The following is an 18112-nucleotide window of genomic DNA, read 5'->3' as shown; positions in this document are numbered from 1 at the left end:
ACTTGTTCCTTCATGCAGAGGGTGCATTTACTAATAATTAGGTATGATTTTATCAAAATATAGTGAAATATGAGGTTAGAGATGATTATTGCCAGAAGCGTTGCGGAGTTACAGGAAGCACAGAAAACGTTAAGCGGGACCATAGGTTTTGTACCGACCATGGGTGCACTGCACAAAGGGCATCATGCGCTCATCCAGCAGGCAAAAAAGGAAAATGACCATATCATTGTTTCGATCTTTGTGAATCCGACGCAGTTCTTAGAGGGCGAGGACCTGGACGCTTATCCGCGTAAAGAGGAGGCAGATATCAAGATCTGTGATCTGGCGAAAGTGGATATACTCTTTATGCCGACCATTGATGCGATGTATGAAGAGGACGAGCTTTACATTGCGGCACCTGCAAGACGCGGCTATATCCTCGAAGGCGAAAAACGTCCCGGGCATTTTGACGGTATGCTGCAGATCGTCATGAAACTGCTGAATCTCTCCAAAGCGAACAATGCCTATTTTGGGAAAAAAGATGCGCAGCAGCTGGCGCTGATCATGCAGATGGTAAAAAACTATTTTATGGATGTCAATATCATTGCCTGTGACATAGTGCGGGATGACAAAGGATTGGCACTCAGCAGTCGCAACGTCTATATGAACGAGGAAGAGAAGGCGCGGGCCTTATCTCTTTCACGTGCACTGAAACGTGCCACCAACATGATCATGGGCGGCGAATTGCATGCAGAGGTGATCAAAGAAGAGATGCTCAAGGTTCTGCAAGAGGCGGACAAAGTGGAGTATGTCGCCATCGTAGACAGGGCATTCAATCCGCTCGATAAAGTGGAGATCGGCAATACGATCATCTTGGTAGCAGCCTGGGTTGGCAAACCGAGGCTCATAGATAATTTGTGGATCTAGAAAAGGTTATCGAAAAGTTCCTGGACCGATTTTTTCTCTACTGGCGTTGGCTTGGCAGGAGGCTGCTGTACAGGTCTTGGTGTTGGTTTTGGAGCGGGCTGCTGTACAGGCTTCGGTGTCGGTTTAGGCGTTGCCTGCATATTAAAGAGTTCCCTGACCGAAGGTGATGGCCGCTTGACAGATTCTTTTTTGAGGGTTTCGCTTTTTACCGGCTCTCTTTGGGGGACCTCTGGTACTCTTATTTCCTTCTCTTCGGGCAGTTTGCGAGGTTTGTCCAGTTTGATCTCCGGGGCGTTGACCTCCACTCCGTTTTCAGGTTTGAGATACTCCAGTTCCACCAGGATGTCCATCATTCTTCTAAAGGTAGGGACCGCTGATTGCGCCGCAAAATATTTATAAGGTTTCTTGGCACGTATCACCAGCGCACCGATGGTGTAGCGGTGGCCTTCTTCGTCGTTGGCAAAACCATAAAAGCTGCTGTGGTACTCCCTGACATAGCGGCCTTTTTTAGCGATATGTGCGGTTCCTGTTTTCCCGCCGACCTCTAGCCCCGGGTACTGCGCTTTGACACCGGTACCGCGTGCAACCACTTCTTTCAGTATCGTTTTTACCTGGTCAGCTGTTTTTTTACTTACGGCCTGCACATCGGTGATCTCCGGTTCAAGCGTATAATGGTTGCCTTTGGCATCTTGCAGGTAGTCCACGATACGTGGTGTGACAATGATACCCTCATTGTTGAAGGCTGAGTAGGCTTTCATCAGCTGCATGAAGGTGATCATCATACCATAGCCATAGGAAGTGTTGGCAAGATGAAGTTCATGGTTGAGCAGTCGTACAGGTTTGAGCTGCCCGGGAAGATCACGTGAGAGATCGATGCCTGAAGGCTTGGCCACACCAAACTTGAGCAACCCGTCCCTAAATTCCTGTCCGGTAAGTCTCCATGCAATTTGGGATATACCTACGTTCGAAGAGTGTACGATGATATCGGTAGCAGTGAGGGATTCAAATTTGTCATCATCCGTGATCCAGTGTCTTTTTCCTATCTTAAGGCGTCCGTTGTACGTGTTGAAAAGGGTGTCGGGTGTGATCTTTCCATGATCCAGGGCTATGGCCAAAGAGATAGGTTTGAGCACGGAACCGGCTTCATAGGGATACTCTGTGAATTTAGGTACCAGTGCAGGAATGTCCTTTTGCATGATGTTCGCGGGGTCATAACGGTTCGTAGTTGCCAAACTCAGCACTTTGCCTGTATCACTCTCGATGATACCCACCATGATCTCTTCGGCATCAATGCTCTCTTTCATTTGGTCTATCATCAGTTCCACACGTCTTTGCAAGGCCAGAGGGATGTTGAGATGCAGGTCAAGCCCGTCCACACGCTGGATCTTGATACTGTTCTTATCGTGAATGACAGCGCCGACGACATCGCGTTTGCCTTTGAAGTATCCGTTCTTTTTGGAGGTGATGTGTTTTTCGTAAGAGCGTTCAAGCCCTTTTCTCCCTGAAGGACGGGTATATTTCCCATCACTTTCATCCCCGACATACCCTAGGAGAGGACTTAGCACATCACCCAGGGGAAAACGCCTGCTCTCCCCGTTTTCAATGATATCCAGGCCATAGACCACTTCTATCCCATTGCTGGTCTTAATAGAACGGAAGACATCGAGTTTCCGTAGTTTATAGGCAAGTGATTTGAGCTGCATCGCAAAGCGTGAATTGAGCGAGTTGGAAAGGGTGATAAACCCCTGTATCTCTTTGCCTTTGCGGTCTTTTAACTTTTTGCGTATCTCCTCTTCAGGGATATCACTGTAGATACTGAAGAGCTTGACAAAGAGTGCTTTTTTTTCAGGCACGATACTGGCGCCATGTATGACCGCTTTATAGGTCTTTTGTGAATTGCTGAGGGTATAGCCGTCCTTGGAGATGATAGCGCCGCGCAATGAGCGGTCATGGATCGTAGAATGATGACTGGGAATACGTCTGTCGGACGTGATGGTGTTGAGTACTGAAAATAAAAAAATACCCATAAGAAGCGCCAAGAGCAAAAAAAGAAACGTAATTTTATTTGTTCTTTGATGTATCGCTTTATTTTGTGTGTTTTTGTCCATATTTCCCTCTTATAGAGTCGTATTTTATCAAAGTTATCTGTTAAATTTGATAAACTACGAATCAATACGGATTATGATCTAATAAAAGAGAATATACTATGATGGATAAACCCCTTTTAGCTGCTGTCATGACGCTTTTGACACTTTCACTGGTGATGAGCTATTCTCTTTCTGCCTACACTGTAGTCTATTTCGGGTATGGAGATTTCCATTTCTTTATACGTCAGAGCATAGCGGTTCTGATAGGGTTCATGAGTATGGTGATCTTGAGCAAAATGGACCCGGACGAATGGTTTTCCAGAGTGGGTATGGCATTATTCATACTTTTTTTTATCTTGATGTTAGTGATGCAGTTCTTGCCTTCCTCTCTGGTCACTGCGGTAGGAGGGGCAAAAAGATGGATACATGTTGGCCCCATGTCCATCGCACCGGTCGAATTTTTTAAAATAGGGTTTGTCTTTTTTCTGGCATGGAGCTTTTCCCGTAAACTACTGGATAAAACGAAAATGGACTTTTGGGAAGAGGTACGTACGTTTATGCCGTATCTTATTGTGTTCATGATCGCCGTGGTGATCATCGCGGTTTTCCAGAAAGACCTGGGGCAGGTCGTGGTGCTGGCCGCCACGTTGATGGTGCTGTTCCTTTTTATCGGGAGTTCATGGAAGTTCTTTTTAAGCCTGCTTTCTGGTGGACTTTTGGCCTTTGTAGGACTGATACTCCTTGCACCTCACCGTATGGCACGGATCAAAAGCTGGTGGGGAACGGTGCAGGACACTATACTCTCGGTTTTTCCTTTTGAAGCGGTCCAGGGACTCCGTATAGAAGCAGGAAAAGAGCCCTATCAGATCTCCAATTCCCTCAATGCCATTCATAACGGCGGTTTTTTCGGGCAGGGACTGGGCAATGGCCAGTTCAAACTGGGCTATCTCAGTGAAGTGCATACAGACTTCATCCTGGCAGGTATTACGGAAGAGCTGGGACTTTTCGGGCTTACACTGGTCACGCTGACAATGCTGTTTATCATTTTTCGTATCTTCAAGATAGCCTCAAAAGTCAAAAAACCTATGTACTATCTCTTTTCGATAGGCGTAGGGCTGCTTATAGCACTGGCATTCATTCTCAACGCCTTTGGTATCTCCGGCATTACCCCCATCAAAGGGATCGCGGTTCCGTTCCTGAGCTACGGGGGTTCACATATTCTGGCTTCATGTGTCGCTATAGGAATGGTGCTGATGATTTCCAAGAAAGTACCCAGGGACAGTAAAGGAAATATCAAATGAGTATCGTGATGACAGGCGGAGGAACGGGCGGGCATCTTGCCATTATCAAAGCGGTCAAGGAACATCTTAAAGAAGAAGAGCTTGTGTATATCGGTTCGACCAAGGGACAGGACAGGCAGTGGTTCGAAGATGACGGGGACTTCAAAGAGAAATACTTTTTTGAGACACGCGGTGTGGTGAACCAGGGTGCCTTGGGAAAGATCAAATCCCTGTTGATGATGGCCAGGGCAACGATGCAGGCGGTCAGGCTTTTGAGAAAACATAAGGCGAAAGTCGTCTTTTCCGTGGGCGGTTTCTCTGCGGCTTCTACGGCATTTGCAGCGAAGCTCCTTCGCATCCCTTTGGTCATACATGAACAGAACGCGGCACTCGGATCGCTGAACAAACTGCTCAAACCCTATGCTGCAGCATTCATCTCTTCGTATCTCGAGGAGAGTCCCATCAAGGCGTATCCTGTGAAACAGATATTCTTTGAGAATGCCCGTATACGCGACAGGGTCAAGACGATCATCTTTCTTGGAGGGTCCCAGGGTGCAAGGGCCATTAACACACTGGCACTGCAGATAGCACCGGAGCTGAAAGCAAGAGGGATCAGGATCATCCATCAGGCCGGACAGCACCATATCGATGAGGTACAAAAAGCGTATGATGCTCTCGGTATAGAGGCAGAAGTCTTTGGATTTACAGACAAACTGGCTGACTATATGAACGAAGCAGATCTTGCCATCGCGCGTTCAGGAGCCTCCACACTGTGGGAGCTTTCTGCCACGGCACTGCCTGCACTCTACATCCCTTACCCTCATGCAGCCAGTGACCATCAGTTCCACAATGCACAGTTCCTGGTAGAAAAGGACCTTGCATGGATCATGAGAGAGAACGAGATAGATACCAAAAAGGTCCTGGCACTGCTGGATGAAAACATGGAAAAGAAAAGCAGAGGGCTTATGGAGATCATTGAAAAGAACGGGAGCGAGAAGATCGCGGAACTGCTGACACAAATCTGACACGATTATGATGTAGAATCTTTTAAAGTTCAAGAAAAGGAGTCCCATATGAAAAAATGGTTGATGTGGATACTTTCTGGTGTATCTGTTATCGTATTGAGCGGCTGTGGCGGCGGTGGTGACGATGATGCACCTATTGCCGAAACATTTTTTATTACAGATGGTTTTGGGAATGGTGTTAGCGGGATCATCTATCAGTGTGATAGTGGCTTCAGCGGTGTAACAAATTTTGAAGGTGCTTTTACCTTTGATATTATTGGAGATAATTGTAATTTTGATCTGGTTACAAATGGCATTGTAGATGATTTATTTCTAGAATATGACAATGATCCATTTACGGATGCCGGTATAAATGGTATATATTTTGAATGTGTTGCAGATGGTATGATTGCTTCATCAGGCTATACAAGCTATGATCCAGTTTTGGATTTTAACGGCTTTATTGAGGATGGAAGTCAGTATGATGGGTGTACACTGTTTGACATACATTGACATAGTTCGTTCTCATGTAAAGCATGAGAGCGGACTATAGTATTTCCTATTTCTCCGTAAAAGGGACTTCATCCAAAGAAAAGTCTTTGAGCTTTTCGACAAGCCACTGATGGACCTTGGAACCTTCGTCAAAATAAAAATAGACGCCTTCTCCCTCTTCATCGTTCTGGATCAGCAGGCTATCCTCACTGTTTTCGGCCCACTGGGTCAAACCGCTGTAGCTGACGGGGTCTTTCTGCAAAATGAAACTTTGCACCGTGATCGCTTTTTCCAGAGAGTAGAAAAAGAATCGTTTCTGCACAATATCATCCAGACCCAACAAAGCATCGCTGTTCAATCGGTAAATGCCGTACCCGAACTCTTCTAAAAGTTCCGACAAGAACGGCTTGAACCAACGCAGTACTTTGGTCATACACGCTATCGTTTCCTTATCGTTATTGTCTCTATCCAAATAGACGGTATTATAGTCCTTGCATATGTTATTGTAGTCTAAGCCTAGCCCTATCTTCTTCATGATCTGTGACCTTTTTTGTTCTCGCATTTTGCTTGAGGATATTTATGGGGGCTATCATACACAAAAAAGATAAAATTATGATAGAACTCTATTTTACGGCAGATGACACAGAAAATCGTATACCGTGAGGGACCCTTCAAATGCCTTGTCTGCCCGGTATCTATGGTCTCAAAAGAGTGCTGCTCCCGGACGAACCTTCTCTTTAACTCAACAATAACCACATTTTAGATAGAATACTCCAATTTATAATAGGATATTTTTATCATGGATATTAGAAAATCATTTCTAGACTTTTTTCAAAACAAAGGGCATCAGCTGATACCAAGTTCACCACTTGTGCCGGATGATCCAACGCTGATGTTCACCAATGCGGGTATGGTGCAATTCAAGAACATCTTCACGGGCGAAGCACCTATTCCCGAGATCCCTCGCGCAACCTCTTCACAGACATGTCTGAGAGCAGGCGGAAAACATAACGATCTTGACAATGTCGGCTACACGGCACGTCACCATACGCTTTTCGAAATGCTGGGGAACTTCTCTTTTGCCGACTATTTCAAAAAAGAGGCCATTGCCTATGCATGGGAGTTCGTGACAGATGAAAAGTATCTGAACCTTCCCGTAGAGAAACTGTGGGTCACGGTACATGAGAGCGATGATGAAGCAGAAGAGCTGTGGAAAGAGCATATCGCAGCCGATCGTATCCTGCGTTTCGGTGATGCAGACAACTTCTGGCAGATGGGTGATACCGGTCCATGCGGTCCTTCTTCCGAGATCTTCTATGACCAGGGAGAAGAGCACTTCAATGGTCCGGAAGACAAAATGGGCGGCGACGGTGACAGGTTCTTGGAGATCTGGAACCTGGTCTTCATGCAGTATTACCGTGATGAAACCGGTACACTTTCACCACTGCCGAAACCCAGCATCGATACGGGTATGGGACTGGAAAGGGTGGTTGCCATCAAAGAGGGCAAGTTCAACAACTACCACTCTTCACTTTTCATGCCTTTCCTGGAGAAGATCGGCGAACTGGTAGGCACACCTTATGATTTCAAGGCAGAGAATTCCGCTTCTTACCATGTGATCGCGGACCATTTGCGTTCGGTCTCTTTCCTGCTTGCTCAGGGTGTGAACTTTGACAAAGAGGGACGGGGATATGTGCTTCGCCGTATCATGCGCCGTGCCATCCGCCACGGCTATCTGCTGGGACTGCGTGAGCCGTTCATGTATAGGCTGGTCGATACGCTGGTGGATCAGATGGGTGAGCAGTATGACTATCTTCCTGCCAGAGCTGAAGCGATCAAGACGTCCATGAAGATGGAAGAGGAGCGTTTCTTTGATACCATTGAAGCAGGGATCAAACTCTTTAACGAAGAGCTGGAAAATACGGTCGGTGTCTTCAATGGTGAAGTGGCGTTCAAACTCTATGATACCTACGGTTTCCCGCTTGACCTGACAGAAGATATGCTGCGTGAGAAAAACATCAAACTGGATACCGCTGCCTTTGATGCAAAAATGGAAGCACAGAAGGCACAGTCCAAAGCCAACTGGAAAGGCACAGGTGATGCAGCGACCACCGGTGATTTCAAAGCGCTCAAAGAGGAGTTTGACGTCAACGAATTTGTAGGCTATCAAAGTACGACAGCCACAGCAAAGGTACTGGCACTGCTTGATGAGGACTTCAAACAGGTAGAGCGTATCGACGGCAGAGGCTGGGTACTGCTGGACAGAACACCGTTCTATGCCGAATCGGGCGGACAGACAGGGGATAGGGGAACACTTAACAATGAGATCAAAGTCCTTGATACCAAAAAGTTCTTGGATATGAACCTCTCCGAGGTCAAAGGGAAGCTCAGTGTGGGAGATACCGTCGAAGCGGTGGTGGACCAGAGCCGTGCCGAGATAGAAAAACATCACTCTGCGACACACTTGCTTCATGCCGCGCTCAGATCGGTTCTGGGAGACCATATCGCACAGGCAGGTTCACTCAATGATGATAAAAGACTGCGTTTTGACTTCTCCCATCCTCAGGCGATGAGTGACGAGGAGATCAGAAAAGTCGAAGCGTGGGTGAATGACAAGATCTCCAGAGGCATCGCAGGAAAAACAGAAGTGATGTCCATCGAGGATGCAAAGAACTCCGGTGCGATGGCGCTGTTTGGCGAAAAATATGGTGATGAGGTCCGTGTGGTGAGTTTTGCGGATGATTCCGTAGAGTTATGCGGGGGTACACACGTAGAGAATGCTTCACAGATAGGCCTTTTCATGATCACCAAAGAGAGCGGTGTCAGTGCCGGTGTCAGACGTATTGAAGCGGTGTGCGGAAATGCGGCAAGAGAAGCCGTCAATGCCCTGAGAGAAGAGCTTGATGCGGTCAAAACAGAACTCAAGAACCAAAACCCACTGGCAGGGATCGCTAAACTCAAAGAGCAGATCAAGACACTCAAGGGCGAACTGGCTTCTGCGATGAGCAGCAGTCAGAAAGAGTTGCGTGCGGTAGAGGTGAATGGTGTCAATGTCATCGTGGAAGAAGTGGCAAGCGGCGACATCAAAGCAATGATCGATGAGCTCAAAAACAAATATGAAAATATCGCGGTCATGCTCTTCCTTAAAAAAGATGACAAGGTCATGCTGGCAGCAGGATCCAAAAACACACCGATCAAAGCCGGTGACTGGATCAAGTCGATCGCACCGATCGTAGGCGGCGGCGGTGGCGGCCGTCCGGACTTTGCGCAGGCTGGGGGAAAAGACCAGAGCAAGGTCACTACAGCGATCGAAGAGGCAAAGGTCTATTTAAGCGAAATACTCGAAGGCGGAAACTAACATGACAGAATTCTTTGGCAACTACGGACACCTGATCGTCTTTTTACATGTACTCTCTGCGTTTATCTGGGTAGGCGGTATGATAGCGATCCGCATCGCAGTACATCCTGTCATCGGGCGAGGCGGCGTGACTGCGGCACAGATGCTGCAGAACGATGTGATGGATTCTATGCTGGTCCCTAAACAGAGACTGGGCATCACCCTGCAGGTGACAGGCAGGCTCTTTAATCTGGTGATGCCTTTCATCATCCTTCTGTTCGCTACCGGTCTGATCATGGCCATCGCGACAGGAGGGCATCATGGTGACCTGAAATCACTCTTCCTCTCCAAAGAGATACTCTGGACCGTTATGGCAGTGAACTATATCTATATGTATATCAAACGTGCAAAGGCATGGAAGCTCTTTTCTAAAGGTGAAGTGGCCCAGGCGAAAGCGCAGCTCAGCCTGATCCCCAATTTGCTTTTGCCGCTGAATATCATTCTGGGTATTGCAGCACTGTGGCTGGGTGTAAGTCTTAGAGGACTTTAGGCCGTGAAGCGTCAACAGGGAACAGGCAGCAGCGGAAAGATCTGTCTTTGCTCTGCTTCCCCGAGCAGGGCTCTGCTGCTCCGCAAGTTCGGTGTTGACTTTGTGCAAAAGACCGCCGAGTATGATGAAGAGCAGATCAGCACATCTGTAGCGAAGGATTTTGTCTATACGGCCAGCAGAGGCAAGCTGGAGGCAGCGATCCGCCAGTTCGGACTCGAAGTACCGCTTCTCTGTGCAGATACGGTCATCGCAGCAGCGGATGGCACGATTTTGCGAAAACCGAAAGATACAGAGGATGCAAGACGCATTTTAACGATACAGAGCGGATCAACCATTTCCATTATCTCTTCACTGCACTTTAAGTCCAAAGCACTGGCATTCTCGGATATCTCTGCGACCCACTACCATTTTGCCCCTTTTGAAGAAGAGGAGTTGGAGCGATATCTTGAGAGCGGTTTATGGCAGGGAAAAGCCGGTGGGTGTATGGTTGAAGGATTTTGCAAAAAGTATATCAGGTCCGTAGAGGGGCTGGAAAGTACCGCCATGGGACTGCAGGTCGAGTATCTGCTGCCCTGGATCAAGGTTGGGAGTTAACTATGTATGAAAATGAATTAAAAGCGCTGAAAAAAGCAGGCCGTTTTAGAGAGCGTACGCTCTATGATGACAGGCTGGATGACCTGGCCTCCAATGATTACCTGGGGCTTTCACTGAACAAAAAACAGTTCAAAAAAGCGTTCAAGCTGGTCAATGAGTATGAAACGATAAGCTCGAAAGCCAGTATGCTGGTCAATGGGTATCATCCGATACACAGGATCTTTGAACTGACCATGGCAGAGTATAACGGTTTTGAAGAAGGACTGGTGGTCGGTTCAGGCTTTCTTGCCAATATGGCACTGATCGAAGCGCTGGTCCGAAAAGGTGATATGCTGTTTATGGATGAAGAGTATCACGCATCAGGTGTGATGGCCTCACAGCTTTTGGGTGACAGGGTCGTGACCTTTGCCCATAACGATGTGGAGGACCTTAGAGAGAAACTGGCAGCGCATCCGGCGAACAGACAGATCATTGCCGTAGAAGGTGTCTACTCGATGGGCGGGGATCTTTGCAAAAAAGAGATCTTTGAACTGGCAGATGAGGTCAAAGCGCTGCTTATCGTAGACGAAGCACACAGTGCAGGAGTACTGGGTTTAACGCTGTTGGGTATTTTTGAGTATTACGGTATTTCGATCAATGAAAGACATATCAAGATGGGCACGCTGGGGAAAGCGTACGGTTCTTACGGCGCGTATATCCTGGCTTCCAAAGAGATCATCAGTTTTTTGGTGAACCGGGCAAAACCGATCATATACTCTACAGCACCCTCTGTGTTCGATACCGCATTGGCACTGGTCAATGTCGAACATATACGTAAAAAGGCCGAGAAGTATACCCAGAAGATCTTGGAGCGCCAGATAGCGGTAAGAAAACAGTTGGGCATCAACTGTCAAAGTCTGATCGTACCCATAGAGATGCCAAGCAATGAACATGCCCTGTATGTGCAAAAAGGATTGATGGCCCAGGGCTATCTCGTTGGAGCCATACGCCAGCCTACCGTGGAGAAACCCATTATCAGGGTGATACTCAACACGAGTGTATCCGTACAGAAAATCAGACATGCATTGGCACTCATTAGTCATAACACGGTACAATAAACATCAAATAAAAAATGTATCCATGCATTATTAAAGGGTCACTGTGTTCAATAGTTTAGTGAAAGGTTCCATTATCCTGGCGATGCTGTTTGCTGTAGCGCTTGCTGCAGCCTTCATCTATGCCTATGAAGAGATATCTCTGGATGCAGATAAGCTCATCAACTACAAACCTGAAACCTCTTCGGTCATCTACGACAGGAACGGCGAGAAGCTGGCCTATGTCTTCAAAGACCAGCACCGCCTTTACGCGCGCTATGATGAGATCCCCGGTTTCCTGATCGAGGGGCTTGTGGCGATGGAAGATACGCAGTTCTTTGAACATAACGGTGTCAATCCGGATGCGATCCTGAGAGCCATTATAAAAGACATTCAGGCAGGTGCGTTCGTGGAAGGGGGAAGTACGCTGACACAGCAGCTGATCAAGAACAAACTTCTCTCCAACGAAAAGAAACTGGCCCGTAAGATCAAAGAAGCGATCCTGGCTTTGAAAATAGAGAATGAACTGAGCAAAGAAGATATTATCGAACGCTATCTCAATGAGATCTCCTACGGGAATAACTATTTTGGGGTCAAAACAGCAGCGAACGGCTATTTTCATAAAGAGCTCAACGAGTTGACGCTCAAGGAAGCGGCTATTCTGGTAGGACTGCCCAATGCCCCGAGCTACTATAACCCGCTTAAGCATTACAAGCGTGCCCTGGACCGTGCCAATAACGTACTCTACCGGATGAAAAGTATCGGGTGGATCACGCAAAGCGACTACCTCAAGGCAGTCAAAGAGTCTCCCAAGGTACATAAAACCACTTTAACGCAAAATATCGCGCCCGGTATCGTGGATGAAGTATTGAGACGCTTTAAAGGAAGGTTCGGGGATGTCCGTACCGGCGGGTATGAGATCTATACTACGATAGATATGAAGCAGCAGGCGATCGCAAAAGAAGCGGTAGACTATGCGTATAAAAAAGCACTCAAAAAATACAATGAAAAAGCGGAGACCTCTACACTCAATGCGGCATTTGTAGCGGTAGAGAGCAAAACAGGTGATATCCTGGCGATGGTAGGCGGGGCTGATTATGAAAGATCCGCCTATAACCGTGCGACACAGTCTACACGTCAGCCCGGATCTGCCTTTAAGCCTTTTATCTATCAAACTGCACTGGACATGGGATACAACCCTGCAACCCCCCTGACGGACCTGGCTAGAACGTTCCAGTACTATCAGAACGGAAAACCAAAGATCTGGGCACCCAAAAACTATGAGCGTGACTTTAAAGGATTTGTTCCTTTCAGGGAAGCGCTGGTACATTCACGCAACCTTGCGACCATTAACCTTGTGGCAGACCTGGGAGTCAGTACCATTCGAAAAAGATTGGCATTCCTGGATGTACCGCATATCCCAAGAGACATGTCGATCGCCCTTGGAAACCTTGGATTGAGCCCGCTTAAAATGGCACAGATCTTTTCGGTCTTTGCCAATGAAGGCCATATGATAGAACCAAGGCTGGTCAGCAAGATCATTTCCAAAGAGGGTGCGGTGATCTACGAGACACGTCCCAAAGAGATAGAAGGTTTCACTACCCCTGAGCAGGCTTACCTTATGACGGACGTACTGAAAGATGTGGTCAAAAGAGGTACAGGTAGAAAGGCACGTGTGGAAGGCATAGAACTTGCAGGAAAGACAGGAACCACCAATAACAACATCGATGCGTGGTTCTGCGGCTATTCACCTACGATAGAAACCATTGTGTGGTTCGGCCGGGATGACAACAAACGTATAGGCTATGGCGCAACAGGGGGTGCATTGGCTGCACCGGCATTTGCCTATTACTATAAAAAACTCTTGGAGGTCTACCCGGATACGAAGCGCACCTTCGACATACCGGAAGGTGTGTACAGAGGGGAGTACAAAGGCAGATCGGAACTTTACACAGAACATTCACCGCTGCCTGACAGTTACCAGAAAGAGCGTGTTTCCGATGGCCGATCCCATGATCCAATGTTTTTTATAGAAGAGACCGAGATCATAGAAGGTTCTGAGTTGGAAGAGGGTGACATAGGACTGGCACCGATGATCAACATCGATGAAGGCCCGACCTATGAAGATGAGTCCGGTACAGCGTTTGAAGAGGATGAAGAGGAGGGTGATCCTTTGCATCCTAAGCGCAAAGTACCCTTGAAACCTGTTTCCAACGATAGCGGTACCTTGTTCTAGGATGCAAAAAGAGCTGATCTTTGTACTTGATCCCATGTGTTCATGGTGTTGGGGATTTGCTCCTGTGATAGAAGCGCTTCGTACTGCTTTGAATGGACGCTACAGCTTCTCTTTGGTGATGGGCGGGTTGCGCACCAAAGGGGAAATGCCTTGGGATGAAACGTCCAGGGAGTACCTTAGAGGTCACTGGAAGCAGGTATCTCAAAGAACGGGTCAACCGTTTTCAGACCGCCTGTTTGAAAAAGAGCATTTTGACTATGATACCTATCCTCCATGCAAAGCGGTCATAGCCGTACGTGAGCTTTCGGGAACAGACGAAGCCTTTGCCTACCTCCATACGATACAGGAAGCATTTTATACCAGAGCGGAAGATATCACCAATCTTGATGTTTTATGTGATCTGCTGCGAACAGTGGAGCTGGACAGGACAAGCTTTAAAACTTTTTATCAGAGCGATAGAGCCCAGATCCTGATGGAACATGATTTTGCAAAAGCACGTTCCATGGGTGCCAATGCCTTTCCTTCGGTCGTCGTTATTGATGAGGAGGGACATATGGTATGCCAAAAGGGCTACAGAAGTCTACAAGAGATGAAAAAGTTATTGGAGGATTCATATGCATAGTTTCGCACCGGGGATCATACTCATCACCATACTGGGACTGGTTGTCTTGTCAGATGCTTTGGCAAACAGATTGAAGATACCCTCAGTATTTTTACTGCTGATTGGTTCCTATACCATCTACACCTATATGCCTGTGGCCGTACCGATAGACCTTCCACACTATTTTGATACGATCATCCTCTTTTGTATCCCTCTGATCTTTATGGGTGATGCCTTACATCTGCATTTTTCTGACATTAAAAAACACAGCTGGAGTATTTTCTATCTCGCAGTGGTCGCGGTAGCTCTCTCTATCGCTACAGGTGCGAGTATGTACTACTTCGGGGTCTTTGAAGGGCTGACACTCGGTGCGTATGTCTCACTTTTTGCGATCAATATGGCTACCGATGCAGTGAGTGTACAGTCGGTTCTTTCACGTTTTAAAGGGATCGGGCATGATATCAAAGTATTGATCGAAGGCGAGTCTCTGGGTAATGATGCCACTGCGGTCATCGCCTTTTTCTTCATAGGACTGCCATGGATGATGAACGGTACGATAGATGCAGGAGAAGCTACCATGGATGCACTCCGTGTGTTTGCTGTGAGCATAGGGATCGGGATTGTGTTCGGATATCTCTTCTATATGCTGATGAAACTGATCGATGATAAAAGAGGAGAGCTTTTTGTTTTTATCATTGAAGCTTATCTTGCCTATGTGGTAGCCGAACATTTTCATGTCAGTGGAATCTTGACACTGATCACTGCGATCATCGCGACCAAGGCCTGGATCGATATGGATATGAAGAGGTTAGATGACGAAGAAGCTAAAAAGAGCAAAACATTTTTGCAGAGACTTCGTCTGCATGGAATCGATTCGACAACCTCTGAGCGTATGGAATATATCTATGAAATGGCCAAAGAGTTTGGGTATATCGCGGCAGTCATGATCTTTTTTGTTTTGGCAGAGATGGTAAGTCTGGAGAAGTTCTGGGAGTATAAAGTAGAGATATTCACAATGTTCATCATTACGACATTGATCCGTGCAGTTTCTATGGCAAAATTCGCTTTTTGGGGAAGTAAACTGGAACAGATCAAGCCGGTGGGATTTGAAGGGTGGTTCATACTGACCTTCTCAGGTATGAAAGGGGCACTTTCCATCATCCTTGTACATATGATCCCCTCATCATTTGAGCATAAAGAGCTTTTTGAAGTGGTCACAACCGGAGTGGTGATGCTCTCTATCTTTGTCTACGGGACAACGCTTTGGGCATATTTTACTTTCTTTAGAAGAAAAGAGGAAGAGAAGAAGTTGTTTACGCATTAAAGTTCTACAAAATTCTGAAGATAAAAATAAGATGGAAACCTCATAAAGTTATATAATTTATAAGGTTTTTTTTAATGGGAGGGCAGAGATTAATTATGTCCAAGAGCTTGTGTTATATGTAATCAAAGTTTTATCTATATTTACATTTTTACTTTGCTGACCAAACTCTAAGTTTGTATTTATGGGGCATATCTTCCTGTTTATTTGCTTTTTTAAATAATGATTTAGCTTTTGTATAATCTTGTTCTACTCCTCTACCAGCTGCGTACATAAAGGCAAGGTTCTTTACTGCCATAGTAAACCCTTGTTCGGCTGCTTTTTCATAAAAAGATATAGCTTTTGTATAATCTTGCCTTACACCTTCGCCATTTTCATACATATTCCCAAGAGTATATTGTGCTACTGCATATCCTTGTTCAGCTGCTTTTTCAAATAATAATACAGCTTTTGTAAAATCTTGTTCTACTCCTCTACCCGATACATACATTTGCCCAAGAGCATATTGCGATGGGGGAAACTCTTGTTCAGCTGCTTTTTCAAATAATAATATAGCTTTTTTATAATCTTGTTTTACTCCTTGCCCATTTGAATAATAATGTCCAAGATTATTTTGAGCTACTCCGTATCCTTGTTCAGCTGCTTTTTGATAATAGAATGCTGATTTTTCATAATCTTGTTCTACTCCTTTCCCTATATCATACATATAACCAAGATAAAATTGAGACATAAAATCTCCTTGGGTAGCTGTTTTTTGAAAAAAGGATGCAGCTTTTTTATATTCTTCATTATTAAATAATTTAACTCCTTTTTCATAATTTCCCCCAGATACAAACACAATCAATATCATAAAAATCATTAATACTTTTTTCATTCTTTACCTTTAATTTTGTATAAATAGCTTACATGAGATCTACTTAAATTTATAAAACTTCTATAATATTGTTAAGACTAAATACTCACAAAAATCTAATTTTAAGACGATGAAGATTTTGATGAACTAGAAAGTGTCTGGGTTATAGGGATTATTCCTTCAAAACTGAAAACCTTATAAAATGTTCTATATAGAAGGTTTTATAATGAAAATGATAAACGGAAACATACACTCTAAAGAGTTTAAAAAATGAAATAATAGATAGATTTTGAAGAAAAAGGAAGTACTTTCGGGCAGAAGCCCGAAAGGAAATACTAGCAAGAGTACGTTGACATAAACTCGTATGCAGTTGGTCTTGCTTCATCAGGCCAGATCTGTCTTTGGAACTGGTAGTGTTGGTAAGTCGTAATGAACTCTTGCGTAAATACAGGTTTCAAGAAGTCATTGTCAGCGATCAGTGCTTCTACAGATTCTCTCAGTGTGTGTGGCATCTGAGGGATCTTCTTCTCTCTGATCTCATCAAGGCTGAGTTCAAAAAGGTCTATATCCATTGGTCCGACCATATGGTATCCACCAGCTTTGATACCGTCTATACCTGCCATTAGAAGAGCAGAGAATGCAAGGTATGGACATGCAGTCGAATCTGGGAATCTTGTCTCGATTCTTACAGCCGGCTCACTTGCACCGTATGGGATACGACATGAAGCCGATCTGTTCTGGCTTGAGTAAGTAAGAATAGACGGTGCTTCAAATCCAGGAATAAGTCTTTTGTAAGAGTTGGTACTCGGGTTCGTCAGTGCAGCAAGTGCATGGGCATGTTTAAAGATACCGCTTAGGTAATCAAGTGCTGTTTTACTTAGGTTACCGTACTCACCCATTGTGGCGAAAAGGTTTTTACCGTCTTTCCAGATAGACTGGTGCACGTGCATTCCGCTACCATTGTCTCCAAGAAGCGGTTTAGGCATGAACGTAGCAGTCTTACCGTTGAGGTGTGCTACCATTTTTACTACATATTTGTATTTTTGTACATTATCCGCTGCCTCAACCAATGTACCGAATTTGATACCGATCTCACCTTGCCCCTGTGCAACTTCGTGGTGACCAAGCATGACTTCAAGCCCTACTTCTTCCATGATAAGCATCATTTCAGCTCTAAGGTCCACCATGGAATCTGTTGGCATAACAGGGAAATATCCGCCTTTCGTACCAGGTCTGTGCCCCATGTTACCATTTTCATAGGCAGTATCACTGCTCCACTGACCTTCTTCTGTATCTACTCTGAAATAGGCACTGTTCACATCGTCTCTGAATTTCACATCATCAAAAATAAAGAACTCATTTTCAGGACCGAAGTATGCAACATCACCGATATCTGCTTCTGCAAGGTATTCAAGGGATCTTTTAGCGATCGATCTTGGACATTTTTCATACATTTGACCTTTGTAGATGTCGTATACGTCACAGATCACGATGATAGTGCTGTCAGCAGTGAATGGGTCAAGGAATGCAGTAGGAACATCCGGTTTCAGGATCATATCTGATTTGTCGATCGGCTGCCAAGCATCGATGGAAGAACCATCAAAAGGAAGACCTGCCTCTAGCATCTCCGCGCTTACTGCGTGCAGTCTGTAACTGATGTGGTGCCATGCACCTTTAATGTCTGTAAATCTAAAGTCCACAAATTCTACTTCATTTTCTTCGCAATATTTGTAAAACTCTTCTATGCTGTTAACAAATTTACCCATGTAACTACTCCT

15 protein-coding genes are annotated in these 18112 nt (G+C 45.6%); 11 read left to right on the top strand and 4 right to left on the bottom strand.

All coding sequences use genetic code 11. From position 1 onward, the window contains the following. Positions 1-81 precede the first annotated feature (81 nt). A complete protein-coding gene (gene panC / locus VIM88_RS01860; RefSeq protein WP_331861205.1) occupies positions 82-906 on the top strand; it encodes a pantoate--beta-alanine ligase in 825 nt (274 codons plus the stop codon). On the opposite strand, the gene VIM88_RS01855 is transcribed toward panC, so the two are convergent. Then, entirely contained in the window at positions 903-2933 is a 2031-nt protein-coding gene (locus tag VIM88_RS01855; protein WP_331861181.1) for a penicillin-binding transpeptidase domain-containing protein, read from the bottom strand. The two genes, panC and VIM88_RS01855, sit on opposite strands and share 4 nt — an antisense overlap. A gap of 179 nt (positions 2934-3112) precedes the next feature. On the opposite strand from VIM88_RS01855, the gene VIM88_RS01850 reads away from it, so the two are divergent. Genes VIM88_RS01850 through VIM88_RS01840 form a run of 3 tightly spaced genes read left to right on the top strand, consistent with a single transcriptional unit; the run spans position 3113 to position 5790 of the window. After that, the gene (locus VIM88_RS01850; protein ID WP_331861180.1) at positions 3113-4294 is read left to right on the top strand and encodes a putative peptidoglycan glycosyltransferase FtsW; all 1182 of its coding nucleotides are present in this window, start codon (positions 3113-3115) and stop codon (positions 4292-4294) included. Continuing rightward, positions 4291-5298: an undecaprenyldiphospho-muramoylpentapeptide beta-N-acetylglucosaminyltransferase gene (gene murG, locus VIM88_RS01845; protein ID WP_331861179.1), complete on the top strand. Its 1008-nt coding sequence runs from the start codon at positions 4291-4293 to the stop codon at positions 5296-5298. The genes VIM88_RS01850 and murG overlap by 4 nt, the downstream gene beginning before the upstream one ends. A 48-nt stretch (positions 5299-5346) precedes the next feature. Continuing rightward, entirely contained in the window at positions 5347-5790 is a 444-nt protein-coding gene (locus VIM88_RS01840; RefSeq protein WP_331861178.1) for a hypothetical protein, read from the top strand. A gap of 46 nt (positions 5791-5836) precedes the next feature. On the opposite strand, the gene VIM88_RS01835 is transcribed toward VIM88_RS01840, so the two are convergent. Then, positions 5837-6304, bottom strand: a complete 468-nt coding sequence (locus VIM88_RS01835; RefSeq protein ID WP_331861177.1) for a hypothetical protein — start codon at positions 6302-6304, stop codon at positions 5837-5839. 264 nt (positions 6305-6568) lie between these two features. Between VIM88_RS01835 and alaS the strand changes: the two genes are divergently transcribed. Genes alaS through VIM88_RS01800 form a run of 7 tightly spaced genes read left to right on the top strand, consistent with a single transcriptional unit; the run spans position 6569 to position 15484 of the window. Next, a complete protein-coding gene (gene alaS / locus VIM88_RS01830; protein ID WP_331861176.1) occupies positions 6569-9127 on the top strand; it encodes an alanine--tRNA ligase in 2559 nt (852 codons plus the stop codon). Position 9128: 1 nt separating this feature from the next. After that, entirely contained in the window at positions 9129-9656 is a 528-nt protein-coding gene (locus tag VIM88_RS01825; protein WP_331861175.1) for a hypothetical protein, read from the top strand. 3 nt (positions 9657-9659) lie between these two features. Then, positions 9660-10250, top strand: coding sequence for a septum formation inhibitor Maf (gene maf, locus VIM88_RS01820; RefSeq protein WP_331861174.1), 591 nt, complete (start codon positions 9660-9662; stop codon positions 10248-10250). A gap of 2 nt (positions 10251-10252) precedes the next feature. Continuing rightward, positions 10253-11347 (top strand): pyridoxal phosphate-dependent aminotransferase family protein, encoded by a 1095-nt coding sequence (locus tag VIM88_RS01815; protein ID WP_331861173.1) that lies wholly within the window; start codon positions 10253-10255, stop codon positions 11345-11347. A 43-nt stretch (positions 11348-11390) separates the two neighbouring features. Next, positions 11391-13559, top strand: a complete 2169-nt coding sequence (locus VIM88_RS01810; RefSeq protein WP_331861172.1) for a PBP1A family penicillin-binding protein — start codon at positions 11391-11393, stop codon at positions 13557-13559. A gap of 1 nt (position 13560) precedes the next feature. Continuing rightward, complete coding sequence (locus VIM88_RS01805) at positions 13561-14181, top strand: DsbA family protein (RefSeq protein WP_331861171.1); 621 nt, start codon at positions 13561-13563, stop codon at positions 14179-14181. Then, complete coding sequence (locus tag VIM88_RS01800) at positions 14174-15484, top strand: cation:proton antiporter (RefSeq protein ID WP_331861170.1); 1311 nt, start codon at positions 14174-14176, stop codon at positions 15482-15484. Before VIM88_RS01805 ends, VIM88_RS01800 begins: the two co-directional genes overlap by 8 nt. 148 nt (positions 15485-15632) lie before the next feature. Here the strand turns inward: VIM88_RS01800 and VIM88_RS01795 are convergent, their stop codons facing one another. Together VIM88_RS01795 and glnA are read right to left on the bottom strand one after the other, a co-directional pair. Next, positions 15633-16355 (bottom strand): tetratricopeptide repeat protein, encoded by a 723-nt coding sequence (locus tag VIM88_RS01795; RefSeq protein ID WP_331861169.1) that lies wholly within the window; start codon positions 16353-16355, stop codon positions 15633-15635. A 314-nt stretch (positions 16356-16669) separates the two neighbouring features. Beyond that, positions 16670-18100, bottom strand: coding sequence for a type I glutamate--ammonia ligase (gene glnA / locus VIM88_RS01790; RefSeq protein WP_331861168.1), 1431 nt, complete (start codon positions 18098-18100; stop codon positions 16670-16672). Between the last annotated feature and the right edge of the window lie 12 nt (positions 18101-18112).

Origin of the sequence: Sulfurovum sp., assembly GCF_036568385.1 — a bacterium.
Taxonomy (GTDB): domain Bacteria; phylum Campylobacterota; class Campylobacteria; order Campylobacterales; family Sulfurovaceae; genus Sulfurovum.
Note: the sequence above shows the minus strand (reverse complement) of the source record. Positions and strands in the feature narration are given on the sequence as shown.